Source organism: Rhodococcus sp. M8 (assembly GCF_015654185.1).
In the GTDB taxonomy this organism is placed as follows: domain Bacteria; phylum Actinomycetota; class Actinomycetes; order Mycobacteriales; family Mycobacteriaceae; genus Rhodococcus; species Rhodococcus aetherivorans.
The window spans coordinates 5971887-5997811 of record NZ_CP064065.1 but is presented as its reverse complement, the minus strand read 5'-3'; the positions used below and the strand labels follow the sequence as shown (position 1 = coordinate 5997811).

21 protein-coding genes and 1 pseudogene are annotated in these 25925 nt (G+C 68.2%); 9 read left to right on the top strand and 13 right to left on the bottom strand.

What is annotated here, in order from left to right; all coding sequences use genetic code 11:
* Positions 1-45 precede the first annotated feature (45 nt).
* Positions 46-1119: an alpha/beta hydrolase gene (locus ISO16_RS27230; RefSeq protein WP_072634927.1), complete on the bottom strand. Its 1074-nt coding sequence runs from the start codon at positions 1117-1119 to the stop codon at positions 46-48.
* A gap of 147 nt (positions 1120-1266) precedes the next feature.
* Here ISO16_RS27230 and ISO16_RS27225 point away from each other — a divergent pair, with 147 nt between their 5' ends.
* On the top strand, positions 1267-3354 hold the full coding sequence (locus tag ISO16_RS27225) for an elongation factor G-like protein EF-G2 (RefSeq protein WP_072634926.1): 2088 nt from the start codon (positions 1267-1269) through the stop codon (positions 3352-3354).
* 19 nt (positions 3355-3373) lie between these two features.
* Here the strand turns inward: ISO16_RS27225 and ISO16_RS27220 are convergent, their stop codons facing one another.
* The 3 genes from ISO16_RS27220 to ppk2 form a co-directional block, all read right to left on the bottom strand.
* Positions 3374-4069 (bottom strand): alpha/beta fold hydrolase, encoded by a 696-nt coding sequence (locus ISO16_RS27220; protein WP_072634925.1) that lies wholly within the window; start codon positions 4067-4069, stop codon positions 3374-3376.
* A 33-nt stretch (positions 4070-4102) separates the two neighbouring features.
* On the bottom strand, positions 4103-4312 hold the full coding sequence (locus ISO16_RS27215) for a hypothetical protein (RefSeq protein ID WP_044476108.1): 210 nt from the start codon (positions 4310-4312) through the stop codon (positions 4103-4105).
* A 104-nt stretch (positions 4313-4416) separates the two neighbouring features.
* Positions 4417-5364 carry a polyphosphate kinase 2 gene (ppk2, locus tag ISO16_RS27210; RefSeq protein WP_072634924.1) on the bottom strand — a complete coding sequence of 316 codons (948 nt, stop codon included), beginning with the start codon at positions 5362-5364 and terminating at the stop codon, positions 4417-4419.
* Positions 5365-5555: 191 nt separating this feature from the next.
* Between ppk2 and ISO16_RS27205 the strand changes: the two genes are divergently transcribed.
* The 4 genes from ISO16_RS27205 to ISO16_RS27195 all read left to right on the top strand — a co-directional run bounded on the left by ISO16_RS27205 (position 5556) and on the right by ISO16_RS27195 (position 8167).
* Complete coding sequence (locus tag ISO16_RS27205) at positions 5556-6005, top strand: DUF5994 family protein (RefSeq protein WP_072634923.1); 450 nt, start codon at positions 5556-5558, stop codon at positions 6003-6005.
* Between the two features lie 37 nt (positions 6006-6042).
* Positions 6043-6177, top strand: a complete 135-nt coding sequence (locus tag ISO16_RS28975) for a hypothetical protein (RefSeq protein ID WP_006939481.1) — start codon at positions 6043-6045, stop codon at positions 6175-6177.
* A 103-nt stretch (positions 6178-6280) separates the two neighbouring features.
* Positions 6281-7429 (top strand): serine hydrolase domain-containing protein, encoded by a 1149-nt coding sequence (locus ISO16_RS27200; RefSeq protein ID WP_072634922.1) that lies wholly within the window; start codon positions 6281-6283, stop codon positions 7427-7429.
* Between the two features lie 57 nt (positions 7430-7486).
* Positions 7487-8167 (top strand): DedA family protein, encoded by a 681-nt coding sequence (locus ISO16_RS27195; RefSeq protein ID WP_072634921.1) that lies wholly within the window; start codon positions 7487-7489, stop codon positions 8165-8167.
* 25 nt (positions 8168-8192) lie between these two features.
* Here ISO16_RS27195 and ISO16_RS27190 read toward each other — a convergent pair whose 3' ends face one another.
* The 3 genes from ISO16_RS27190 to ISO16_RS28870 all read right to left on the bottom strand — a co-directional run bounded on the left by ISO16_RS27190 (position 8193) and on the right by ISO16_RS28870 (position 12063).
* Positions 8193-9407: a GNAT family N-acetyltransferase gene (locus tag ISO16_RS27190; RefSeq protein ID WP_072634920.1), complete on the bottom strand. Its 1215-nt coding sequence runs from the start codon at positions 9405-9407 to the stop codon at positions 8193-8195.
* Positions 9408-9477: 70 nt separating this feature from the next.
* Positions 9478-10758: a glutaminase gene (locus ISO16_RS27185; RefSeq protein ID WP_072634919.1), complete on the bottom strand. Its 1281-nt coding sequence runs from the start codon at positions 10756-10758 to the stop codon at positions 9478-9480.
* A 258-nt stretch (positions 10759-11016) separates the two neighbouring features.
* Entirely contained in the window at positions 11017-12063 is a 1047-nt protein-coding gene (locus tag ISO16_RS28870) for an excalibur calcium-binding domain-containing protein (RefSeq protein ID WP_083662470.1), read from the bottom strand.
* A gap of 267 nt (positions 12064-12330) precedes the next feature.
* Between ISO16_RS28870 and ISO16_RS27175 the strand changes: the two are divergent.
* From ISO16_RS27175 to ISO16_RS27160, 4 genes and pseudogenes are all read left to right on the top strand, one after another.
* Positions 12331-13699, top strand: a pseudogene (locus ISO16_RS27175) (ISL3 family transposase).
* A 200-nt stretch (positions 13700-13899) separates the two neighbouring features.
* Positions 13900-15189: a hypothetical protein gene (locus tag ISO16_RS27170; RefSeq protein ID WP_139310995.1), complete on the top strand. Its 1290-nt coding sequence runs from the start codon at positions 13900-13902 to the stop codon at positions 15187-15189.
* Positions 15186-17192: a hypothetical protein gene (locus ISO16_RS27165; protein ID WP_170914065.1), complete on the top strand. Its 2007-nt coding sequence runs from the start codon at positions 15186-15188 to the stop codon at positions 17190-17192. The genes ISO16_RS27170 and ISO16_RS27165 overlap by 4 nt, the downstream gene beginning before the upstream one ends.
* Positions 17177-19858: a helicase-related protein gene (locus ISO16_RS27160; protein ID WP_072634916.1), complete on the top strand. Its 2682-nt coding sequence runs from the start codon at positions 17177-17179 to the stop codon at positions 19856-19858. The genes ISO16_RS27165 and ISO16_RS27160 overlap by 16 nt, the downstream gene beginning before the upstream one ends.
* An 83-nt stretch (positions 19859-19941) precedes the next feature.
* Here the strand turns inward: ISO16_RS27160 and ISO16_RS27155 are convergent, their stop codons facing one another.
* Genes ISO16_RS27155 through ISO16_RS27130 form a run of 6 tightly spaced genes read right to left on the bottom strand, consistent with a single transcriptional unit; the run spans position 19942 to position 25903 of the window.
* Entirely contained in the window at positions 19942-21153 is a 1212-nt protein-coding gene (locus ISO16_RS27155) for a bifunctional 3,4-dihydroxy-2-butanone-4-phosphate synthase/GTP cyclohydrolase II (RefSeq protein ID WP_072634915.1), read from the bottom strand.
* Positions 21154-21158: 5 nt separating this feature from the next.
* Positions 21159-21644, bottom strand: coding sequence for a flavin reductase family protein (locus tag ISO16_RS27150; RefSeq protein ID WP_072634914.1), 486 nt, complete (start codon positions 21642-21644; stop codon positions 21159-21161).
* Positions 21641-22144, bottom strand: a complete 504-nt coding sequence (locus ISO16_RS27145; protein WP_075288598.1) for an NADPH-dependent FMN reductase — start codon at positions 22142-22144, stop codon at positions 21641-21643. The genes ISO16_RS27150 and ISO16_RS27145 overlap by 4 nt, the downstream gene beginning before the upstream one ends.
* Positions 22145-22168: 24 nt before the next feature.
* Positions 22169-23200, bottom strand: a complete 1032-nt coding sequence (locus ISO16_RS27140) for an ABC transporter permease (protein WP_072634913.1) — start codon at positions 23198-23200, stop codon at positions 22169-22171.
* Entirely contained in the window at positions 23200-24738 is a 1539-nt protein-coding gene (locus ISO16_RS27135; protein ID WP_072634912.1) for a sugar ABC transporter ATP-binding protein, read from the bottom strand. Before ISO16_RS27135 ends, ISO16_RS27140 begins: the two co-directional genes overlap by 1 nt.
* On the bottom strand, positions 24725-25903 hold the full coding sequence (locus ISO16_RS27130) for a sugar ABC transporter substrate-binding protein (RefSeq protein WP_072634911.1): 1179 nt from the start codon (positions 25901-25903) through the stop codon (positions 24725-24727). The genes ISO16_RS27135 and ISO16_RS27130 overlap by 14 nt, the downstream gene beginning before the upstream one ends.
* Between the last annotated feature and the right edge of the window lie 22 nt (positions 25904-25925).

The following is a 25925-nucleotide window of genomic DNA, read 5'->3' as shown; positions in this document are numbered from 1 at the left end:
TCCCCGACGGGCCGCGGGAAGCGGGTCCGGCCCCGCCGCGGCGCGTCAGGGCCGGGTCTCCAGGGCGCGCTGGAGCGTCGGCCACGCCTTGGGCAGCTGGTCGCGCCAGTAGCCCCAGGCGTGCACGCCGACGGGTTCGTAGGTGACGGTGACGGGGATCTTCAGGGCGCCGAGGCGTTCCTCGAGCCGCTGGGTGCACATCCGCGAGCCGGCCTCGAGGATGCCGCCGGCGACGAGGGTGCGCGCCAGGTCCGGGGTCTCGGGCGTCTCGTGGGGACCGGGCACGCCCGTCGCGGCGGACAGGTAGAGCTCCTTGCCGGCGAGGTTCTCGGCGTGCGCGACGGTGTCGTGCTCGGCCCACTCCCGGCTGCCGGGCGGGCCCCACATGTTCACGACGTCGCCGCCCTGCGACGAGGTGCTGGTCTGCACGACGGCGCTGCCGAGCAGGTCGCCCGTCGAGTAGCAGCCGCTGAAGGCGGCGACGCCCCGGTAGAGCTCGGGGTGCCGGTGGGCGAGCATCATGGCCGCCTGCCCACCCATCGAGTTCCCGGCGATCGCGTTGACCCCGTTGCTGTTCAGCCGCGCGGCGAGCAGCGGCGGAAGCTCCTCGGTCAGGAAGGTTTCCCACTTGTTCAGGCCGAGCTTGGGGTCGGACTGCTGCCAGTCGCTGTAGAGGCTGCCGCGGCCGCCGTTGGGCATGACGACGTTGACGTTCTTGTCGGCGAAGAAGGCGGGCGCGCCGCCGATGTTCATCCAGCCGCTGGTGTGGTTGCGGGCGCTGACCCCGTCGAGCAGGTACAGGGTGGGGCGCGGGGCCGAGTTGTCGGCGGGCAGCAGGACCTCGACGCCCACGTCGCGGCGCAGGGCGGGGCTCGCGACGGTCAGCCGCACCGCGCGGTCGGAGATCGGGGTCTCCCCCACGATGGCCGGTGTCGCGATGTTCCGCAGCTCCGGCAGGGGGCCGGGGTCCTCCTGGAAGGCCGCCGGCACCGACGAGCCGGAATTCGACCCGGTGCCGGGTGCCGCGACAGCGACCCCCGCCCCCAGCACGGAGACGGCGGCGAGTGCCGTCCCGGCCGTGAACAGGCGGACGAGTGCCGGGCGCTGAACATCAACCACGAGGGCCTCCCTAAACCTCAAGTTCAGGTTGAGAGTAGCTCGAGCATCGCCCCCGTGGCGTCTTTTCGGACCGCCGCCGATCCCGAAAGACGCCACGGCGGCGGAACCGCCTCCTACACTTGGCACAGGCCACGGGAGGAGTCGCCGATGCCCGACCGCTCTGCCGCACGCACCGAACGGGCGCCCGCCGTCGAGCGCCCCGCACAGCTCCGCAACGTCGTCCTCGTCGGTTGCAGCGGGGTCGGCAAGACCACCCTCGCCGAATCCCTGGCCCTGGCCGCCGGTGCCGTGGGCCGCGCCGGACGCACCGCCGACGGCACCACCGTCTCCGACTACGAGGCGATCGAGCAGCAGCACCGCCGCTCGGTGCAACTGGCCGTGCTGCCGCTCGAGTGGAACGGCGTGAAGATCAACATCATCGACACCCCCGGGCATCCGGACTTCGACGCCGAGGTCCGCGCGGGACTGCACGCCGCCGACGCGGCCGTATTCGTCGTCTCCGCAACAGATCCCATCTCCGCCGCCACGCGCACCCTGTGGCGCGAATGCGCCGAGACCGCGATCCCGCGCGCCATCGTCGTCTCCAAGCTCGACGTCGCCCGCACGGACTTCGACGAGATGCTCACCGCCTGTCACGACGCCTTCGACCTCGGGCCGGACACCCTGCGCCCCGTGTACGTGCCGGTCTTCGACGGCGGCCGCCCGTGCGGCTCGATCGATCTGCTCACCGGCCGCGGCTACGGCCATCCCGCCGCCGTGCCGGACACCGGCGCCGCGCGCGAGAGCCTCGTCGAGGCGATCTCCGGCCAGGACGACACCCTCATGGAGCGCTACCTCGCCGGCGAGGCCCTCGACACCGAGTCCCTCGACGAGGGGCTGCGGCACGAGATCGTCGACTGTGCACTGCATCCCGCGCTCGCCACCACCGACTACGGGGTCGGCGCCGCCGAACTGCTCGATCTCGTCGCGATGGCCTTCCCCGACCCCACCCACCGTCGTCCGCCCGCCCCCGCCGCCGATCCCGCGGGGCCGTTGACGGCGCAGGTGATCCGTGTCGCCGGGGACGCCTACGTCGGGCGCATCAGCCTGGTGCGGGTGTTCTCCGGAACGCTGCGCCCCGACACGACGATCCGGCTGGCCGGGTCCGCCGGCGACGACACCACCGAGCGCGTCGCGACCCTCACCAGCCCGTTCGGCCGGCAACAGCGACCGGTGCCCGAGGCCGTCGCCGGCGATCTGGTGTGCATCGCCAAGCTCGTCACCGCCCAGCCCGGCGACACCCTCTCCGAAGCGGGGGCATCGACCCTGCTGGACCGCTGGCCGCTGCCCGAGCCGCTGCTGCCCGTGGCCGTCGAGGCCCACAGCCGCAGCGACGACGACAAGCTCTCGCAGGCCCTCTCCAGGCTGACCGCCGAGGACCCCGCCTTGCGTCTCGAGCAGAACCCCGACACCCACCAACTGGTGCTGTGGTGCACGGGCGAGGCCCACGCCGAGGTCGTCCTCGACCGGCTGCGCACCCGCCACGGCGTGAACGTCGACGCCGTCCCGTACCGGGTGGCGCTGCGCGAGACGTTCGCGGCCCCCGCAAAGGGCCACGGCCGCCTCGTCAAACAGTCCGGCGGCCACGGCCAGTACGCGGTGTGCGACGTCGAGGTCGAACCGCTGCCCATCGGCGGCGGCATCGAATTCGCCGAACGCGTCGTCGGCGGCGCCGTGCCCAGGCAGTTCTTCCCGTCCGTCGAGAAGGGCGTGCGTGCGCAGGCCGCCAAGGGTGTGGCCACCGGAAACCCGCTCATCGACGTCCGCGTCACCCTCGTCGACGGCAAGGCGCACTCGGTGGACTCCTCCGACGCCGCGTTCCAGACCGCGGCCGGGCTGGCGCTGCGCGACGCCGCCACGCACACCGAGGTCAGGCTGCTCGAACCTGTCGCCGCGGTGCGGGTGATCCTGCCCGAGGAGTACCTCGGCGCCGTCCTCGGCGACCTGTCCGCCCGGCGCGGCCGGGTCCTCGGCACCGAGAGCGCAGAGCCGGGCAGGACCCTGCTGCGCGCGGAGGTCCCCGAGCTCGAACTCGCCCGCTACCCGGTCGATCTGCGATCGCTCACCCAGGGCACCGCCGAGTTCGCCCGGATGCACCTGCGCTACGAGGCGATGCCCGCCGCGGTGGCGGCGCAGTTCACCGGCGGCCAGGAGACGGCCACGTCGAACGGCAAGTCCCGCAGCGGAAGCCGGTAACGCGTCCGGCGGCGGATCCTCACTCCCGCAGCAGCAGCGACGCCAGTTCCGCCGGGCGGGCGAGGGCGGGCAGGTGCCCGCTGTCGATCACCTCGGGCTCCACGCCCAGCCGCTCGCGAGCGAGGCGCTCGATCAGCGGCAACGGGAACAACCGATCGTGACGGCCCGCGATCACCCGCACCGGCACGTCCGGCCACCGCGGCGCCCGCCACGCCGGCTCGAACGCCGTCTCCGACATGCCCGGCTGCTCGTGCGCGAAGGCCTCGTCGACCACGTCGGCGGGCACGTCGTGGAAGAACAGCCCGCGCGGATCCAGCGGCGCGTCCGGATCGCGCCCCTCGGCGACGTCCTGCGCGCGCTTCGCCTCGGCCTGCCCCACCGCCGACCACCACTGCCCCGGCGACTCGCCCGGCGCCGGAATCATCGGGGCCACCAGGATCAGCCCGTCGACGGGCATCCGCTCGGCGGCGATCGCCGCGGTGAACGCGGACATCGACTGCGCCACCAGGGTCGGCGGCCGCGCGACGTCACGGCCGGCCGAAACCACGACGTCGGCGTAGGTGTACTGGTCGGCGCCGGGATCGGTGTACGGCAGGTCGACCGGGACGACCTCGTGCCCACGCTCGCGCAGCAGCGGCACCACCCGGTGCCAGTACCACGAGTCCGAGCCGGCCCCCGGCAGCAGGACGAAGGCACGGGTCACAGCATCGGGCATCGGCGGCTCCCGGTCGGTGACGACACGGCCCGGTCAGTCCGGCGCCTCGTCGCCCGTCACGATCGGCTTCTGCTCCTCGCGGTCCGAGACGCTGCCCTCGACGCCCTCCTCCTCACGCTCGGACTCGACCCGCTTCTCCATGTCGTCCACCAGGTTCTCCAGGTCTTCCCGGGTGACCGGGGCCGGGCGGTCGGTGGCCTCCACGGGCTCTTCGCGCTCATCGCGCTCATCCGGACTTCCCACGGTGTGACGTCCTTTCGATGTCGGCCGGCGTCCGCCGGTTCGGCCCTCTCGCAGTACCCGGTCTCCCGCACCCCGAAACGGCGCGGGCGGTCGCCGGGCGCAGATCACATCGTCGGAAAGGACTCCGAGGGGCGCTCCCCCTCGTCGTACACCGTCTCGGGCGAGCCGATGATCAGCGGATCCGGGGTGCGAACCACCCGCGGATCCTTGCCGGTGTAGTCGAAGCGGTGCAGCACCCACTTCATGGCCTCGATCCGCGAGCGCTTCTTGTCGTTCGCCTTGACGATGGTCCACGGCGCGTGCGGGGTGTCGGTGTAGAACAGCATCGCCTCCTTCGCCTCGGTGTACGCGTCCCACTTGTCGAGGCTCGCGAGGTCCGTCGGCGAGAGCTTCCACTGCTTGACCGGATCGGTGCTGCGCGCGACGAACCGCGCGTGCTGCTCCTCGCGGCCCACCGAGAACCAGAACTTGACCAGATGGATCCCCGACTGCACCAGCATCCGCTCGAATTCCGGTGCGGAGCGGGTGAATTCGCGATACTCGTTCGGAGTGCAGTAGCCCATCACCCGTTCGACGCCGGCCCGGTTGTACCAGGACCGGTCCATCAGCACGATCTCCCCACCCGCCGGCAGGTGCTCGACGTAACGCTGGAAATACCACTGCGTGCGTTCGCGCTCGGTGGGCTTCTCGAGCGCCATCACCCGCGCGCCGCGGGGATTGAGGTGCTCGGTGAACCGCTTGATGGCCCCACCCTTGCCGGCCGCGTCGCGGCCCTCGAAGATGATGACGATCTTCTCGTCGTACTCCTTGACCCAGGCCTGCAGCTTGAGCAGTTCGATCTGCAGCCTGCGTTTGCGGGCCTCGTACTGCCGCCGTGTCATCTTCGTGTCGTACGGATACCCGTGCCGCCACGGTTCGTCGACGTCGGCGACCAGGTTCTTGCGGCCCGACTTGCGTAGCAGCTCGCCGATTTCGTCGATCTCCGGGGTGACGTCGACCTGGCCGTCCGACGCGAGTTCGAACGGCTCGCCGTTCTCGTTCAACTCGTCCACTCCGTGAGATTACCGCCGGCACCCGCACCCCGCGGTTCGATCGGGTGTGCGACCCGCTGCACATTCGCCCGTTCCCGGCCCCACCCTGTAGGCTTCGGGTATCGATGGGCATCTCGCGTCGAGCCTCCCGCTCGATGGGCCCCGATTGGAACATCTTTCCGGCTGATTCGCGGCCGACCAAGGAGCGTCCTGTGACGCACACACCGCCTCCACATCCCGGCACCAGCCGGGATGCGCCGGCACGGGCGGGAACGCAGCCGTTCCCCGAGCCCACACGCACCCCGCGGCTGCTGCTGCGACCTGCCGGGGCGCCCGAGTCGTCCGTCGACGGCGCATGGTTCCCCTGGACCTCGAACATCACCTCGGAGCTGCACGACCTGATCTCGGCGCTCGCCCCGCGGCTCGGGTCCGTCTCCCGGATCGCGTTCGAATGGAATGCGGTCAGCTCCGCTCAGCGACGCATCGACGACGTCGACGGCATCGAGATCACCGGTCCGATTCCCGGACAGCCGGCGAATCTGATGTATCTGTTCGGCGAGGACGACACGCGGATCGCGCTGACGCTCGTCGCTCCCCACACCGATCCGGACCGCGCCTACGAGATCATGCGAACAGTCACCGATGCGCCCGGCGACCACTGACCCTTCCCTCCCCGATCGCTCCACAGAACAGGACACCATGCAGCACCACGAGTACCCGATCTTCCTTCAGCCCGGCAAGCCCGCCGAGCCGGACACCACCGCCGACCTCGAGGCGGACACCCGGCGTCACGGACCGTACGACTACTCCGGCCTCTTCTCCGCACCGAACTGAGCGTCCGCCGCCGCTTTCATGATCGAACTGCACGCGTTCCGCCGATGCAGGGTTCACACTGAGGTCCGATGATGTTGTCATCCTGCCGACCTTGGGAGCTGCGATGCGCCGTCTTTCGATCCTCGCCATGAGTGCCTTCGTGATGGTGGCCGCGGCCTGCGGCTCCGACACCGGCACCGAGGACTCCGCGACGACGACCACCCGCGCGCCCGACTCGGCCCAGGCCGAGAAGTTCCAGGCCGCGCTCGACGACGTGCGCAACGACTTCAAGTTCCCCGGCGTCGTCGCGCGGGTGATCACCGCCGACTACGAGTGGACCGGCAGTTCCGGGACCGCAGGCCAGGACTCCACCGAGCCCCCGACCGCGTCCGACCACACCCGCATCGGCAGCATCACCAAGACGTTCACCGTCACCGCGGTGCTCCAGCTGATGCAGGACGGCAAGCTGTCCCTCGACGACCCCATCGGCAGGTACGTGCCGGGCCTGCCCAACGGCGACACCGCGACCCTGCGCCAGCTCGCCGACATGACCAGCGGGATCCCCAGCTACACCTTCGACGAGAACTTCCAGAACCAGCTCTTCGGCGACCCGACCAAACCCTGGACGCCCGAGCAGCTGCTCGACATCGTGCGCGGAGCGCCGCCGAACTTCCCGCCCGGGGAGAAGTGGGAGTACTCGAACTCGAACCTCATCGCCCTCGGGCTGGTCGTCGAGCAGGTCAGCGGGCAGAGCCTGCGCGACTACATCACCGACAAGATCATCGAGCCGCTCGGGATGCGCGAGACCTCCTTCCCCGACACCAACGAAATCCCCTCCCCTCATCTGGACGGCATCACCGAACAGGGACAGCCGGAGGGACAGACCACCGACCCCACGGACTGGGATCCCTCCTGGGCATGGGCCGCCGGGGCGATGATCTCCACCCTCGACGACCTGCAGATCTGGGCGAAGGCCATCGGCACCGGTGAGGGGCTCTACGACCAGCAGACCCAGGACGTGCGCATGTCGTCGTTCCTGTACGGGCTGCCGCCGAACACCGCGACCGCGGCGTACGGGCTCGGGCTCGGCGACGCCGACGGCTGGCTCAGCCACACCGGCGAACTGCCCGGCTTCAACACCTACTTCGGCTACGACAAGAACACCCAGGACATCATCCTCGTGGCCGTCAACAGCGACATCCCCAATGCCCAGAATCAGAACCCCGCGCCCGCCGTGGTGCAGAAACTGCAGGCCGCGCTCGCCGGCTCCTGACCGCACGAGGGTCGTGGCGGCCCTCACGTCGGCCCGGATCCGGCGTGATCGGTCGTTATGGTGGATCAGGTGACTGTCGCACTCCTCGCCGCCATCCCGGCCGACGCCGCCGCCCCCACCGACGGCATCGCCGGCTGGGCGCTGTCCCTCATGGACCGGCTCGGCGGCGTCGGAGCGGGGATCGCGATCGCGCTGGAGAACTTCTTCCCGCCGCTGCCCAGCGAGGTCATCCTGCCGCTGGCCGGGTTCGCCGCGAGCCTGGGCAGCTTCACCCTCTTCGGGGCGCTGTTCTGGACCACCCTCGGCTCGCTCGCCGGCGCCCTCGGCCTCTACGCGGCCGGGCGCGGCGTCGGCCCCGACCGCATCCGCCGGATCGTCGACAGGCTCCCCCTCGTCGACGTCGCGGACCTCGACCGCACCACCGCCTGGTTCGAGCGGCACGGCAGCAAGGCCGTGTTCTTCGGCCGGATGGTCCCGCTGTTCCGCAGCCTCATCTCCATCCCCGCCGGCGTCACCCGCATGCCCGCGTGGCGATTCGTGCTGTTCACCACCGCCGGCAGCCTCGTCTGGAACACGATCTTCGTCCTCGCCGGCTACGGGCTGGGCGCGAACTGGTCGCGGGTCGAGCCGTACGCGTCGGTGTTCCAGAACATCGTGATCGCCGCCGTCGTCCTGTTCCTCGGCTACGCCATCGTCAAGCGTGTCCGGAAACGTCGCGCGCAGAGCGACGCGAGCTGAGCCACGACACTGCGCCCGGGCGGGATCAGAACATGACGCCGGCGAACGGCGCCGATGCCGTCGCGAACAGCTGCTCGACCACCGGCAGCGCCTCCTCGTCGTGCACCCGCACCAGGCCGGCGACCTCCAGCTGATGCCACCGCGTCCCGCCGAGCAGCGTCGCGGCAAGAGCGGACACCTCCACCTCGAGCTGCGCCGGCTCGTCCACCCGCTCGGCCCCCGCCGCCGAGATCCGATAGGTCCCGGTGTTCTCCGGGAGTCGCTCGTCGAGGACGGCCAGCCGCACCTCTCCGGTGCCGGCGAAGGTCCGCGCACGCAGCGCGGCCGGCACGTCGACGATGCGCAGCCACGTCTCGTCGCCGGCACTGCGCAGGCGCACCGCGCGCGAGTTCGTCAGCAGCCACGGCAGCGGATCGTCCTGCGGGAGCGCGGCGAAGACGAACGTGTCGACGAGATCGAGGTTCAGCAGGAACCGGAGCAGGCCCAGGTAGGCGGTGCGGGTCGGGGCGAAGAAGTCCTCGACGACGACGGTCCGATCGCGGCTGCCGAACCACATGTCGGTGCCGATCGGCCGGTACCGGGCAAAGCCCGTCTCCGCCCCCGGCTCGCCGTGTACCGCGACGTACCGGGGCTCGCGATCGCCGATGATCCGGTGCTCCTGCGACCGCCACCACGGCGGGATGCGGTCGATGCTTCCGGGCCGCGACGACGGATTGGCGTCGGCAATGCGCGACAGCAGGTCCCACGCGTGGTGCGGATCGACGAGCCGCACCGGTTCGCCCTCGCCCACCGACGGACGCAGCACCGCCCGCCGCACGTCGAGCTCGACGGTGTGCGTCGTCGTGGCGACGCCGTACCCGAAGCGGCCGTAGATCGTCGCCTCGGAGGCCCGCAGCGACGTCACCACCTCACCCCGGTCCTGGGCATCGCTCAGCTGACGACGCATCAACGCCGAGAGCACACCCCGCCGCGTGTGCGTGGGCAGCACGCCGACGTGCGTCACGGCGGCGTGCGGAACCCGCCGGCCGCCGGGCAGCACCATGCCACTCGACGCCGACTCCACCGTGCCGACCATCTGCCCGTCGACGAACGCCCCGAGGGTGCGGCCCTGTTCGCGCTGGGTGAGGATCTGTCCCGGCTCGAGCGGATTCGGCGCCGGCATCCCGATCATCGCGGTACGGAACAGCTTCGCCGCCGTCAGCAGCTCGGCTTCGGTGTCCAGGACTCGAATCTCCGGCATTACCGCAGCATACGGGCCGCCGGGCCGGGACGGGTCACGACGCGGACCGGTGGCGGTGTCCGCCCTGCGGTCACGCCGACGCCGCGAGCAGGTCGTCGACCGACCGATGGACGTCCGGGCGGCGACCGTCGCCGACGTCGGGGTCCGGCAGGTGCTCGTCCGGGTCGACCAGCGTGACGTCGTGCCCGTCGAGCAGCAGCCGCCGCAGCACTTCGAGGATCATCCGCCGGCCCACCGGCAGCACCGAGTGCACGAACGTCAGGTCGAGTGCCACCCGCCGGGTGGTCACCGGCTCGTCCACCACGGCCCGCACCACGGTTTCCGCGTTGGTGAACTGGATGTCGCCCTGCAGTTCCAGCACCGTGACCGCCTCCGGCTCCTCGCCGAGGATCTCGCGCCGGCGCAGCACCGAATGCGCGACCATCGGGGCGTCCATCAAATGCAGATTCATGTCGTGGGACAGGCGCTCGAAGGCGACGACACCCCGCGCGCTGTTGCCGTGCCGGTCCAGCCGCGGCGAGAACACGGCGATGCCCAGCTGACCGGGCAGGATCCCGATGATGCCGCCGGACACGCCGCTCTTCGCCGGGATGCCGACGGTGGTCAGCCAGTCGCCGGCCGCGTCGTACATCCCGCACGTGGCCATCACCGACAGCACCTGCCGCACCGTGGGCCGGGAGAACACCCGGGCACCCGTGCGCGGCTGCACGCCGCCGTTGGCGAGCGTGCCCGCCATCATCGCCAGATCGGTCACCGTCACCGACACCGAACACTGCCGCACATACCCGGCGACCACATCCTCCGGGTCGTCGAAGAACACCTCGTAGCTGCGCAGCAGATTCGCGATCGCGATGTTGCGGTACGTGGTGGTCAACTCGGAGGCGGCGACGCGCTCGTCGATCGCGAGGTCGCGGCCGGCCAGGTCGGAGAACAGCGCCCGCACCTGCTCGCCCCGCGCGTGCGGCGACGCATCGTCGGACAGCAGGGCGTGGGCGGTGAGCGCGCCCGCGTTGATCATCGGATTCAGCGGGCGCCCCGAGTCGTGTTCGAGGGAGATCTCGTTGAACGCCTCCCCCGACGGTTCCACATCGATCTTCTCGAGGACCGCATCGAAGCCCAGCCGGTCGAGCGCCATGCCGTACACGAACGGCTTCGAGATCGACTGGATCGAGAAGGCATGCTCGGTGTCACCCGCCGAATACACCGTCCCGTCCGCCGTCACGAGAGCCACCGCGAAACGATCCGGGTCGGCAGCGGCCAGCTCCGGGATGTAGTCGGCGACGGTCCCGCTCACATCAGCGGTGCATGTGCCGAGCACCTCGGTCAGGTAGTCCGGTATCGGGGAGCGCATGTCCCCATCCTTCCCGAACGCCGGGGTATCGGCGTCGCGTACCGTACCCGGTCGCCCGTCAGTCATCCGCTCCTGCGATTCCCGCCGCGTACGGCTGACGGCGGCACGGATCCCGTGCGCGCCGATATCGCTGTGCGGCCTGCCTTTCCGCCGCGGGCAGGAGGCGGCCCATCCGCTGTCTCTTCGTCTCCAGGTACCGCTCGTTCGCCGGGACGCTGCCGGTGGCCGCACTCGGCGCTCGCGCTATTCCTGGGACGATCAATCCCACTCACAAGCTACGCCGTCGTCGTCCCGATCGAGTTCGGGTCTATAACCAGCCTGACCGCGCAAGAGCGGTGCAGCGCCCGCATCGCGGGCAGCGTCGCAATTCTTGTAGTAGGCGAACGATTCGGTCGAGGGCGGTGGGGTGTACTCGGGCGTGTTCACCCGCGGTGCGGGCACGTACGTCGTCGTCTCCGACGGCACGTACTCAGGAGGCGGCGGGCTGAACACGGTGGTCGTCGGTACAGCGCTCGACGACGCGATCTCCGACGGTGTGCGAGTCACCTCTGGCGCTGTCTGCTGTGTCGTGGCTGCCGAGGAGAGTTCACTAGTAGTCGTCGTGGATGACATGTGCGGCGGATCTACGGAGTGGTCGGCGTTCGAGCTGTTCACGGCTGCCAACACGCTTCCTCCGACAACCATGAACATCACGGCGCCGACCGCCACGAGCCCCCTGTTTGCACGTTGATTCGCTGAAGGCTTCCGCGCCCTCCGCTCTGGCACCGCCTCGGCAAATTTTTTCAAGCGGGCAAAGAGCGCGGTACCGACAGACTTAGCGACCGCAAGTAGCAGTCTCCTGACTTGTTCCACCTCAGGACTCTCCCAGGCCTTTATCGCCTGGTCTCGGGGGTCGGACGGCCGCTCACGACGACCCTCGGCCTCCTTCTGCAAAGGCCACGACGGAGGCGCCACCGAATCGGGCGCGCGGAGTCCTACCTCGTTGCGCTCAGTGACGCGACCGGCACTATCGATCTCGAACAGTTGGATCCGATGCGTTCTTGCATAGTCGACAGCCGTTGGTCCGTAGCCGTTGAGCGCAAAGTACGCTCGCGCCTCGGCCGTACCGATATCACGATCCATGTAGAAGCTCGTCAGTTCGGATCGGCTGACGGGGGCGGCACGAACAGTCACCTTCGCAACCAACCCTGGCGCCCGAATATTCATGCGGCTCGATCCACCGCCGGCAGTGGGGACGAACCCGAGATATCTCAGGTGGCGCTCAGCGATGGTTTTCGCCTCTGATGGGGCCATGCTCTCGGCCATAATGCCCTCACCGGTCCTACTTCAAGATCATCAATGCGAAAGCGCATGCACGCTGATTCACTGACTGAGGTAATCGTTCGGGACGAATAATCCGTTACGCACCGAAGACATGCAGCAGACGGAGGTAGGCCGTCTCCTCTGGACCGCATTGCTAATGATCAACCGCGCCCAGCAACTGCGCTCACATTTGGGGCTCTTCGCAGTTGGTAGGGGCGTGGTGTTGTCCGACCGTGCCGTGTCGGTGATTGAAAAAGGGCCCGCGCCCTTGTGAGCTGGGTGTTCTTCAGGCAACCAGACCAGCAAGGAACGCGGGCATGCTCCACGGTAGTTCACTGCTGCTCGATCTCGACGGCGTCGTCGTCGAATCGGTGCGGCGCGTCGACGACGGCAGTCGGATCGTCCGGCTCGGCACCGACCCCCGGTGGGTCGGGGTGTGCCCGCAGTGCGGGCAGAAATCGACACGGTCGAAGGGCTGGGTCACCACCCGCCCCGCGATGTGCAGGTCGGCCCCGACCGCCCCCGGCTCGAATGGAACAAGCGGAAATGGGTGTGCACCAACACCTCCTGCGAGCGGAAGGTGTTCACCGAGTCGGTGCCGGGCATCCCGCCCCGCAGCCGGGTCACCCCGCGGGCGAAGACGATGATGGCCGCGGCCGTCCTCGACGACGACCGCTCGGTGGCCGCCGTCGCCGCCGAGTACCGGTGCGGCTGGCACACCGTCCACGATCGGATCGTCACCGTCGCCGACACCGTCCTCGACGACGAGCCGGGCCCGGTGCGGGTGCTCGGTATCGACGAGACCCGCCGCGGCAAGGCGAAGTGGGAGACCGACCCGGTCACCGGAACCCGGCGGTGGGTGGACCGATGGGACACCGGCCTGGTCGACGTCGCCGGCGACCAGGGCCTGCTCGCCCAGGTCAACGGCCGCAGCGCGGCGACGGTGCTCGACTGGCTGCACGCACGCGACGAGCAGTGGCGACAGCAGATCACCCACGTCACCATCGACCTGACGAGCGTGTACGCCAAGGCGGTGCGGGAGGCGCTGCCAAACGCCGAGTTGGTCGTCGACCGGTTCCACCTGGTCAAGAAGGCCAACGAGGTCGCCCGGGCGGTGCGCCGGCGGGTCACCCAGACCCAGCGGGGCCGGCGCGGCCGCACGTCCGATGTCGAGTGGATCAACCGCCGACGGCTGCTGCGCGGCGCCGAGACCCTCACGACCGAGCAGCGCACCAGCCTGTTCACCAGGCTGCTCGCCGCCGACCCCAGCGAGGAAATCGCCGCCGCCTGGATCGCCAAAGAGCTCCTGCGGGACCTGCTGTCCTGCACCGCCCGTGGTGGGCTGCGCCACGAGATCCGAGCCGCGCTGTATCGGTTCTACAAGTTCTGCGCCGCGTGTTCGGTGCCCGAGGTCACCGCGCTGGCCCGCACCGTCGAGACCTGGCAGGACCCGATCGTCCGGGCCATCGAGACCGGCCTGTCGAACGCGCGCAGCGAAGGCTACAACCGGATCGTCAAGCACGTCGGGCGGATCGCGTTCGGGTTCCGCAATCCCGACAACCAGCGGCGCCGGGTACGGTGGGCCTGCACCCGCCGCTCCCGGCGGAGCACACCCAGCCGGCATCAATGCCACTGCTAACTGCGAAGAGCCACATTTTGGCGGATGTGAAACGAATCGCGGCGAGCCGGCGATCTAGTTTCTCGAACAAAGCACTACAACTGGTCTGGTTGCTTTGGGGGATGCACCCGGCGGAGGGAACTGCGAGGACGCGTGTACAGCGACACAGGGAAGCACAGGTGGCGTCTCCCCACCCTCCACGACGAGGGCCGACGACAGTCGTGACACTTCTCGACCAGCTCCCCCATTTCTCCCAATACGATCCCGGCGCCGAAGGCGAGGGCAGTCTCGATCCGCTCGGGCTGGGCTCTGTCGCCGAGCGAATCGCGCACCACCTCGTCCCGGCCTTGCGAGCACGTATGGCCCAACCGCGGTTCGTGACTCTTGCAGGGGTAGGCGCGTTTGCTTGTCAGCAGCTTGTGGACGTGGTCTCGTCGGACGGCAAGACCAGGCCGGACATTGCCTTCGAGTGGATCCTCGTCGAAGCTCTGGTACGCCACGCAGACCCAGACGCTATCCGCGGACTTCCCGGCATCCAGAAAGCACGGCGAGCACAAAGAGCCAAGGAAAGACTGGGCCCTTCGACATACCTGTCCGGACCTCGGGTATTCGGATTCACGGGCGTGTACAGGCCATTTTCTGTCGCGTCGGAAGTTCTCACCAAGGAAGGGCTTCCGAGCGAGGCTGCCTATCGCCTCGTCCGCGCATGGGAGATCGACCACGACGTATCGGGGTTCATCGACGGTGCTTATCGGTCGGATGGCGACAAGCTTCGTCGCGAGATCGAGCGTGAGGTACAGCGCGCGCTCGCCGCGAACCACAGCGTGGCGCCCCCGACCGGATGGTTGATGCGACGCCTCGCGGGGATTCTCGCGCCTGGCGGAGTTCGCGCACGGGAACGTGCCGAACTGAGAAACTTGGTAACCGCCACTGGGCACCCGATTCACGACGAGCTTGCCGCGCTACTGCGTACCGACATGCCAGCGTCGGACGCACCCCAGCAGGTAGTTGTCGAGAATCTGCTGCCGCGCGCATCAGCACCTACACGAGTCGCCTTGGACGCTGTAATCAAGTTCGAACGGTGCGCTACTGCAATCGAATATGCGTATCGACGATTGCTCGCCTACGCCGCAAGCCTCGGCGGGGCTTTTTCCGTGGAGCAAGGCTGTGAAACTCCGCTCATCGCAGACACGGCTGCGCAGCTCGAGGAGCTTACGGCTCGGGCCATCGAAGCGGTAGCCGCGCTCGATGAGCAGTTGGCGAGCGATGTCTCCCAGGTTCTGTCCCGCTTCGACCGCAAGCTCACCCCTTCGGAGTTCGTCACTTCATTGATCCTTCGACACCAAGAGGTGCAGGACGCCAAGCACAAGCGGATGTGGCTCGATCACCTCAACAACCGATGGGTTGTCCGACCACCCTACCGAAACCAGAGTCTGGAGCTCGACAACGCGTACTGGACCCACCCGATGCGGGTCAACACGCTCGCCACATTCGTTCGGGAGACCATGTGAAAGAGCAGACGAAGACCTCACCGTTACTCGACCATTGGCAGGCACCCACCGGCGCCGGTGAACCCGTCGCCGTGATTGCCACGACTTTCACCCTCGAACCCGACTTCTTCGAACGAAACTGCCTCGCTAGGTTTCTCGCGGTGGAGAGTGTCGACGAGGACACCGGCTCGGTCGACGATCTTGTTGCACGGCTCGAGCTCGAAGAGGGTTTGCGGTCGACGACCGTAACCGTGCTCGCCGATCGGCACACTCAGTCGGAACGATCGAGTCTTCGGTGGGATGTCCTCCACTGTCATGTCGACGGCGGGCTTCTCCATTCCAAAGTGGTCGTACTCCTGTGGGAGCACGCAACCCGGGTCGTGATCGGTTCGGCGAATCTCACTGATGCCGGGTACCGCCGGAACATCGAAATGGCGCTGGCAGCAGATCTCGGACCTCGCTGTCTGTTTCCCGCGAACGTACTGCAGTCCCTCGCAGATGAGCTGCAGTCCTATCTCGAGCTCGTTCCCGGCCTCACCGGTGACGTCCCCGCGCGACAACGTGCCGTCGCGCTGATCGATGAATTCCGAGGTCGTATCGCCGCTCAATCAAGTACGTCGTCTTCCGTAGCGGTGTCGATCGCTCCCACCAATACGGCAGTTCGCCCTTTGGACGCCTTCGAGTCGGTGTGGAGAGGCAGCCGGCCACTGAGGGCCACGCATGTCTCTGCATACTGGGATTCGGCCTCGCCCACTGTTCTGACCACGGTCCGTGAGCTACTAACCGGACGTCCGCCATCGGCACGGCATCACGATGTTGCTGTCGTACTCGGCCCGACCGGTGAGACAACGTTCCCGCCACAGTTCCTTACCGAGAAGTACGTGGACTCCGTAGTGCAGCTCGGCCCGTTGGACAAGGAGATCAGGCGACTCCACGCCAAATGCCTCGTTCTATACAGCAAGGCGTGGATCGCCGTGATGGTCGGCAGTTCCAATCACACCGAAGCGGGCCTGGGCCTCAAAGGACCTCGTCGTCACCGCGAACTCAATGTCTGGCTCGGCGCATCCCTGGACAGCAAAGAAGGTAAGGCTCTGTCAGGGTTGATCCCTCACGGCAAGGAGCTCGCGGCGGATATTCCGTTCGAAGCTCCCGACGATGATGATGAGGACGTCGGCGAGATCGTCGCACTGCCCGCATTTTTCGGGACCTGCCGCCTGAGCTCTGATCATCGAGGCTGGAAGCTGACGATCTCGCTAACCTCGGAACCAGGTCCGGACAAATGGGGAATCCGAATGCCCACGGGGACCACAATTCTCGATTCTGAGAGATGGAAATTCGAGGGGCGGCCGGGTCGGTTCTCCTTCGCTGTGGGAGAGGAACAAATTCCGTTGTTTGTCGACGTTCAGTGGACAGGCAACACCTCGACATGGGCGGTACTCGTCGATGATCGTCATGCATTGCCCCCCGGATTCGGCCTTAAGGATCTGCTGTCCTCCCACCTGTTTGCTGCCCTCTCGTCGGGTCGCTCGGTCACTCAGATTGTACGAGAGCTGCAAGAACAGGGCATTGCGAAGGCTGGCGCCCCCGTCGCGGTCATCGATCCGCTGAAACGCTTCGATTCGCTCAGTACCCTGATGCGACGCGGGCGGTCGCTCGGCGCGGCACTCACCGCTTTCGAGCGACGGCTCTCCCGCCCGGTGGTCACCACAGAGATGCTCGCAGCACGGTTGTCAGGACCGCTGGGCCCGCGTTTTTTGGCGACGAAGGTCGTCAAGGATGCGGCAGCCGGTCACCTGAGCAGTGCAGAGTCGCTGTTCACCCTTGCAGAGATTGCCCTGTCCGTCTCGCGAATTCCGTGGTCGGCTGTATGTGCCCATATCGACCTTGCCGATGGTCGTCGTCTCGTCCGCCAGGTACTCGACGATCTCGATCAGCTCCGCGCCCACGTACTCGTTCACGGAGGGGAAATAGCGGAGTACAGCGACAGCGCATCGAAGGAAGCACGGGCATGTCTGAACTTCTGAGCAAGCACCTCCGCCGCTCACTCGACAACCACTTCGCAGACGACTGGGAAAGGCAGCGACGGACCGCCGAGGACATCCTGAGACGACTCCAGACGCAAGAGGGCGTAATCCTCGCGGATCAGGTCGGAATGGGGAAAACCTACGTCGCACTCGCCGTCGCGGTCACCGAGATCTTGAGAAAGAACACGTCACAGCAGGTCGTTGCGTTCGTCCCCGCACGCGTTGCTCAGAAATGGGTGGACGAATGGAACAAGTTCCGTGAGGCATTACTCGAGCCATCCGCTCGGAAGATCCGGTGTGTCGATGCCCCGATCCGAAGTGGAGAGGATTTCCTCAGGCTGCTCGACGACCCCGCGTATCGCCGCAAACATCTTGTAGTCGTTACTCACGGAGCCCTGACAACTTCGTTGAAGGATCGCTTCATCCAGCTCGCCTTGCTCTCCTATGCCGTCCGTAACCGACGCGGGGCGAGCGATGTACGCGCGCGTATTGCCAGGTGGTCGGAACAGTCCCATGGACTGATCCCGGACACTCGGTTCACTCCCGAGCGCGTCGCGCGGCTTCTGTCGAGCCCGACGTCGACGTGGCAGAAGGAGTGGCTCGACCTCACCGGCGAGGACCTCGGAGACGACCCCGTTCCACATGCACTCGACGATGTCTCGAGCGAGCTCGATCTGGACGCTGTGTGGGAGGTAGTGCGAGAACTTCCTGCGCGGCGATCACTCGGATTGAAGAAGAGGTTGAAGGCGGCACGAACCGCACTGAACGATGCCACGCAACTCGTTTGGAAACAGGCTCTTACGCAGGCGAACATCCGTCTTCCACTACTCATCGTCGACGAGGCCCATGCGCTGAAGAACGACCACACGCGCATCAGTCGACTGTTCTCGCCACTTCCCGATCATCCGACCGACGGGGCGCTCTACGGGATCTTCGACCGAATTCTGCTCCTCACAGCGACGCCCTTCGAGCTGGGCCACAACGAGCTGGTCAACGTCCTGCACCGGCTCGAAGCTGTTCGCCCCCTCCAGCCGATGCCCGCGCAGACACTGAACCAACGACTCGCAGACTTGGGGAATGCACTTTACGACGCACAGGGGTCGGCGGTCCGCTTCGACGAGTCGTGGTCGAAGATCAACGAGGAAGATTTGCCTGCATTCGATTCCTGGTCCCCGGAGTCGACACCGGATACGTCGCTCGACGCCCATGTGGTGCGCGCTTGGAGGGATGCTCAGCTCACCGTTCGCGCACGACAGCACATGCACGACCACCTCCAGCCATGGCTGATCCGGCATCAACGGCCACACCGGCGCGACTATCTGTGCGGAGCTGCCATTCTTCCCGACGCCACGGACATCACCGGCGGACTTCCCATCCGTGACGAGGATGCGATGCCGTTTCTCCTCGCGGCACGCGCCCAGGCAATCGCGTCCGGGGAAGGCGCCCCTCGTCCGTTGTTCGCGTACGGCATCGCATCGTCGTACGAGACATACCTTCGGCTGGAGACAGGCAGTAGTCCTCTCGACTCTGACACGGAAGAACCAGCCGGCGAAACACCTAGCCACTCGACGTCGACTGCAGCCGATTGGTACCACCGGTACATCTCCGATGTCCTTGCAACGGCGGAGCGGCGGCAACGACATCCCAAGGTGGATGCGACAGTCGAACGAGCATCCGCCTTGTGGATGGCCGGCGAGAAGTGCCTGATCTTCTGCTGGTACATCCGGACTACAGAGGCGCTCCGCGATGCTCTGCGTCGGCGAGTGGACGATCTGGTCGAGACTCGCGCAGCGGACCTGCTCGGTGTCCCACGCACGCAGGCTTTGACCGAGCTCAGCCGGATTTCCCGACGCATGTTCGATTCCACCGGCACCTCGCACCGGACCATCCACAGTCATTTGGTCAAGTTGGTCGACGCCGCGACAAATGACACCGACCTTGCAGAGCAATTGGCAGTCATCGCGATCCGCAACCTGCGGACTCCGGCCAATCTCATCCGTTACACCCACATCGCCCGTGAGATGGACAGCACGACGGTCCTCGATGGTCTCGCCGGCGCGAATCCGGCCGGGGTCGCTCTGCTGGATCGATGGACCGCTTTCGCGGCTCGTCTCGCGTCCACGACAGACATCGAACGCCAGAAGACACTCTCGAATCTCGTCGGCGAGCACGATCGCTCGACAACGCAAGAGGGGCGCGGCGCGAGCCTCGCCCAGGTGCGTCGCGCGTACGGAGGTACGCGACGCGAAGATCGTGAACGACTGATCGCTGTCTTCAACACCCCGTTCGCGCCGGACATCCTCATAGCAAGCTCGGTGATGGGAGAAGGCATCGACCTGCACCACGAGTGCCGGCACGTGATTCACCACGACCTGGACTGGAATCCCAGCAAGCTCGAACAACGCACCGGTCGTCTCGATCGGATCGGTTCGTACGCCGAAAGCGTGGGCGAGAAGATTCAGGTCTACGAGCCGTACCTTGCCGGAACCCACGACGAGAAGATGTTCCGTGTCGTGAAGGATCGAGCAGCTTGGTTCGATGTCGTCATGGGTCGGGCTTCGAGCACCGACGAAGGCGAAACGGATGCCGAGGAATCTCGTACTATTCTTCACGACCGTATTCGACGTGAACTCGTTATGGATCTGCGAAGTCCTACAATCACCTGAACGAGATCCGACCGGTCCGTCTGAGTTGGAGTTACTGTAGACTAACGAATTGACGGTTTCACTTGCGCCGAGGCAGGCGCGACTCACCCCTCCGCCGCGGGCGGCAGATGCCCCATCCGCCGCCGCTTCGTCTCCAGATACCGCACGTTCGCCGGGGCACTGCCCACGTGCAGCGGCACCCGCCCCGACACCACGATGCCGTTGTCCTCGAGGCCGGCGATCTTGGCCGGGTTGTTGGTGAGCAGCCGCACCGACCGCACACCGAGGTCGTGCAGGATCGCGGCGGCACCGCCGTATTCGCGGCCGTCGGCGGGTTCGTCCAGTTCCAGATTGGCCTGTACGGTGTCCAGGCCGCCGTCCTGCAGCCGGTAGGCGGCCAGCTTCTTCAGCAGTCCGATGCCACGGCCCTCGTGCCCGCGCAGATACACCAGCACCCCGCCCTCGTGGGCGAGACGCTCGAGGGCGGCGTCGAGCTGCGGGCCGCACTCGCAGCGCTGGGAGGCGAACGACTCGCCGGTCAGGCACTCCGAATGCACCCGCACCAGCGCGCCGTCGACCGGGTCGCCGGCGAGCAGCGCCAGATGCTCGGCGCCGGTGTGCCGGTCCAGGTAGCCGACGGCACGGAAGGTGCCGAACCGAGTCGGCATCACGGTCTCGTCGGCGCGGCTCACCCGCCCGGCCGGCACCACGCCTGCGGGCAGCGGGTGCGCGGCGCGGTAGTTGATCAGCTCCGCGACGGTGAGGACGGGCAGGTCGTGCCGGGCACCGAGGTCCTCGATGCCGGGCATACGCATCATGGACCCGTCGTCGGCGACGAGCTCGGCGATCACCCCGACCTGCGGCAGGCCGGCGAGCGCGCACAGGTCGACGGCGGCCTCGGTGTGGCCGGGACGTTCGAGCACCCCGCCGGGCCGGGCGCGCAGCGGCAGGATGTGCCCGGGCCGGATCAGGTCCCGGGCGGTGGCGGTGGGGTCGGCGAGCACCCGCAGCGTGGTGGCGCGGTCGGCGGCGCTGATGCCGGTGCTCACCCCGCGCGCGGCGTCGACGGTCACCGTATAGGCGGTCTGCTTGGGGTCCTGGTTGTCGGTCACCATCGCCGGCAGGTCCAGGGCGTCGGCGCGGGCGCCGGTCATCGGCGCGCACAGCAGGCCCGAGGTGTGCCGCACGGTCCACGCGATCCACTCCGGGGTGGCGTGGTGGGCGGCGAGGATCACGTCGCCCTCGTTCTCGCGGTCGGCGTCGTCGGCGACGAGGACGGGCCGCCCCGCGCGCAGTACGGCCAGCGCCGCCTCCATCCGGCTCACGACGCCACCAGCCTGCGGAAGGCGCTGCGGTGGAACACGATCGGCTCGGTGCCGGAGTCGTCGCAGTGCAGTTCGTGGACCCGCAGCACGACGATGGCGTGGTCGCCCGCGGGAATCTGCTGCTCGATCGACACGTCCAGCCGGACGCTACAGCCGGCGACGAACAGCGCTCCCCCGTCCCGGGTTTCGGTGTCGATGCCGGCGAACCGGTCGCCGTCCTTGGCCGCGAGCACGCGGGCGGCACCGTCGGAGTTCAGGACGCTGATGCCCAGTCGCGGCCGCGCCGCGAGCTTCGGCCACGTGGTGGAGATGTTCTGCACGCAGAACGCCACCAGCGGCGGATCCAACGACACCGGCACGAACGTGCTGGCGGCCATGCCGAGGCGTTCGGTGCCGGTGTCGGCGCAGATCGCGACGACCCCGGACGGGACGTGGGCGAAGGCGCGGCGCAGCGCGGCGCCGTCGAGGGTCAGGGTGGTCATCGGGCCTCCGTCCGGAGAGTGGAGCGCAGGACCGGCGCCCAGCGCTCGGCGTAGTCCGCGATCCGCGTGTCGGTGGTGTAGGTGGAGTCGAGCAGGTACAGACCCGGCGCCGGGGTGGTGGCGCCGAGTTCGACGAGCACCGGCTTGAGCAGCAGGTCCGGGGCCATGGCGTGGGCCGGGCCGGCGCCGAGCATGAGCGGCACGGCGGTGACGTCGCGCAGGCCGTCACCGGTGGCGAACTGGTCGAGGAACAGCTTGAGGATCCCGGTGTAGGTGGCCTTGAACGTGGGGCTGGCGACGACCACGAGGTCCGAGGCGGCGACGGTGTCCACCGCCGCCTTGACGGCGTCGTCGCCCCAGCCGAGCAGGCCTGATCCGAGGGTGGCCACATCGACGACGTGGTCCGGTGCCGAGCCGGTGAGTTCGGTGGCCAGGAGGGCGGCGGCGTCGAGGGTGCGGGAGCCGGGCTTGGGGTTGCCGGCGACGACGGTGGTCTTCATGGCGGGTGTCCTTCGGTCGGGCGCTCAGCGCGCGGATCGGGAGGCGGTGCGACGACGGACCGCACCGGAGAGGGCGACGGCGACGACGAGTGCGCCGCCGTAGAACAGTTGCTGGACGAAGCTGGCGACGCCGAGCATTTGCAGCCCGACGACCCCGGCGACGAGGAAGTACACCGCGACGAGGGTGCCGAAGGCGTTGAAGCGGCCGGGCACGATCGCGGTGGCGCCCAGGAATGCGGCGGCGAAAGCCGGCAGCATGAACGACTGGCCGGACGACGGGTCGGCGCCGCCGAGCATGCCGGCGTAGACGATGCCGGCCAGGGCCGCGACGAGCGCGGAGGTGACGAGCGCGCCACCGCGGATGCGGTCGACGTGCAGGCCGCTGAGCCGCGCGACCTGCGGGCCGCGCCCGACGAACAGCAGCCGCCGCCCGATCGGCGTGTACTGGAAGATCACCGCGGTGAGCAGGACGAGGGCGAGGGCGTAGTAGAACTGCAGCGACACCCCGAACAGGCGGGTGCCGATGGTCGCGTCGACGAGCGCGGCGTCGATGCCGGTGACCGAGGTGGAATCGGAGATCCACTGCATCACGCCGAGGACGACCGTGCCGCTGCCGAGCGTCGCGATGAACGAGTCGATGTGCAGCCGGACGACGAGCACGGCGTTCACGACGCCGACGAACAGCGCGACAAGCACGGCGACGGCGATGGCCGGCAGCAGCGACCAGCCCTGCTGGACGTTGAGCACCGCGATGGTCATCGCGGCGAGGGACATGGTGGACACGGCCGAGAGGTCGAACTCGCCGGCGGTGAGCGGCACGATCAGCCCGAGCGCGAGGATGAGCAGCACGGCCTGGGAGCCGAGGATGTTCTGCAGGTTGTTCGCGGTCGGGTAGATCTCGGGGCGCAGCGCGCTGAACACGAGCACGACGGCGACGAGGGCCAGCACGAGCGCGTACTGCTCGACCAGCGGGCCGAGCGCGACGCGCGGCCGGGCCGAGTCCGCCACAGGTGCGGGGGTTTTCGTGGTGGTGGTCTTGTCGAGGGTGACGGACATCAGGCTTTCACTTCCTGTCGGGTCAGGCCGAGGACGCTGTCCGAGATGTGGTGCTTGGAAAGGTGGTCGCCGGTGAGTTCGGCGACGACGTGGCCGCGGGAGAAGACGAGGACGCGGTCGCACAGCACCGACAGCTGCTCGTAGTCGGAGCTGGCGACGACGATGCCCGCTCCCCCGCGCGCGGTCTCGCGGAGCATCTCGAAGATGCGGGCGCGGGCACCGATGTCGACGCCCTGGGTGGGTTCGGCGAGCAGCACCAGCGCCGGGTCGGTCTGGAGCCACTTGCCGAGCAGCGCCTTCTGCTGGTTACCGCCGGAGAGGGAACCGTAGACGGCCTGCGGGTCGCGGGGCCGCACGTCGCAGCGTTCGGCGAGGGACGCGGCGACGGCCCTGAGCGCGCCCGGTTTCACCAGTCCGCCGCCGAGGATCGGCAGCGTGACGTTCTCGGCGACGGTCAGCTCCGGCGCGCTGCCCTCCACCGTGCGGTCCGGCGGCACGTACACGACCTTGCGGTCGAGCGCGTCGATCGGGGTGATCGTCTGCAGCGCAACGGTGTCGGGGCCGATCGTCAACCGTCCCCCGCGGGCCGGTCGGGCCCCGTACAGGGCGGGCAGCACGTCGTCGTAGCCGGAGCCGGCGATGCCGGTGAGCCCGACGATCTCGCCGGGCCGCACGTCGAAGCCGATCCCGTCGACGGTCGCGGTCTCGAGTTCCTCGATCCGGGCGAGCGGCGCCGCGTCGTCGAAGTCGCGGACGGGACCGGCGACGCGGGGGTCGGCGGAGTCGAGGCTGCGGCCGACGATGAGGTCGATGAGCGAGGCGGCGGTGAGGTCGCGGGTGCGGTGGGTGCCCTGGGAGACGCCGTCGCGCAGGACGGTGACGCGGTCGGTGTGGTCGAGCACCTCGTCGAGGTCGTGCGAGACGAACAGGACCGCGGCCTTCTTGTCGGCGACGATCTCGCGGACGACGGAGAACAGCAGGTCGGTGCCCTCGCGGGGCAGGAACACGGTCGGCTCGTCGAGGACGAGGAGGGTGCGGCGGTCGCCGAGTTCCTCCACGGCCCGCAGGATCGCGACGAGCGCGCGGTCGGTCTCGCCGAGGCTCGACACCGGCGCGTCGGGGTCGACGTCGAGGCCGAATCGGTCGAACAGGGCTCGGGCGGTGGACTTCTCGCGCCGCCAAGAGATCCACGGCCTCGAGCCGGCGACGACGGGCCCGACGCGCAGGTTCTCCACCACCGACAGGTCGGGCACGAGGGCGAGGTCCTGGTGGACGAAGCTGATGCCGAGTTCGCGGAATCCGCCGGCCGGGACGGGCAGGGTCACGTCTCGGCCGCGAACCTGGAGGGCGGCGCCGGGGTCGGGGGCGTGGAACCCGGCGAGGACCTTGATGAGGGTGGACTTGCCGGACCCGTTCTCGCCGAGCAGGCCGTGCACCTCGCCGGCGTGGATCGTCAGGCCGACGTCCTTCAGGACGGTGTGGCTGCCGAAGGTCTTGGACAGGCCGACGATGTTGACGATGGGATCAGGGCTGCTCACTGGACCCCCACAGGGCCTCGTAGCCGGTGACGTAGGCGGTGCCGTAGCCCTTGTCGGGCTGGGGCGGGGTGCCGGTCTCGTCGATGTTGTCGGCGGTGATGAGCTTGAGCGGGGTCAGCTGGGCACCGTTCGGGACGGGGTCGTAGCCCAGGAGCAGGCGGCCGGCCTGGTCCATGGTGGCCCAGGCGAGCCACGGGATGGATTCGCCGACGTTCATGGTGACGATGCCGTCGTCCTGCTGGATCTTGAGCACGGCGGGGGTGCCGTTGACGGAGGAGATCTCGACCTGGCCGGTCTTGCCGGCGGCCTTGATGCCGGACTGGGCGTAGAGCGACATCGAATCGTAGATGGGCAGGACGAAGTTGATGGTGGGGTCGGCGGAGAGGGCGGACTGCACCTCGGACTGGATCTTGGTGGCCCACTCGGCGACGGGCACGTTGACGATCTTGTATTCGCACCGGGGGCAGTACTGCGCGATCTCGTCCTCCATCGCCGCGACCTCGGCCTTGGCGGGCGGGACCTCGTTGGAGGTGATGATCAGGGCGTTGCCCTCGCCGTCGGTCTGATCGATCATCCAGTCGACGGTGAGGCGGTTGGCCTCGGCGAGCGGGGCGTCGGTGGTGGCGTCGACGAGGCCCTCGAGGCCGGCGGGCAGCGACTCGCCGCGCAGGATGGTGTGGGTGAGCAGGACGGGAATGTTTGCCGCCTCGGCCTTTTCGAGGGCCGGTTTGATGAGGGAAGCGTCGATGCCCTGGGAGAGGATGATCAGGTCGACCCTCTGGTTGACGGCCTGTTCGACGCCGGTGGCCCACTGGGCGGGCTGGCCCTGGTTGGTGTATTCGATCCAGGTGGCGCCGTAGCGTTCGGCGACCTTCTTCGATTCCTCGTCGACGGCGACGTTGTAGGGGTTCTCGCTGTTGGTGGGGATCGCGAAGATGGTCTTGCCGGCGATGTTCCGCATCGGGAAGGGCTCGGCCTCGAGCGTGAACTCCGGGTCGGCCGCGTACTTCGCGAGCTGGGCGCGGGCGTACTCGATGCCGGCGGCGACGTCGGCGTCGGAGACGTCGCCGCCGCCGGAGCCGGAACTGCTGCATGCGGCGAGACCGAGGGCGGCGGTGAGGGTGAGCGCGGCGATCGCGGCGCGGCCGGGAAGGGAGGGGCGCATGAATTCTCCTGGAGGGGGAAGA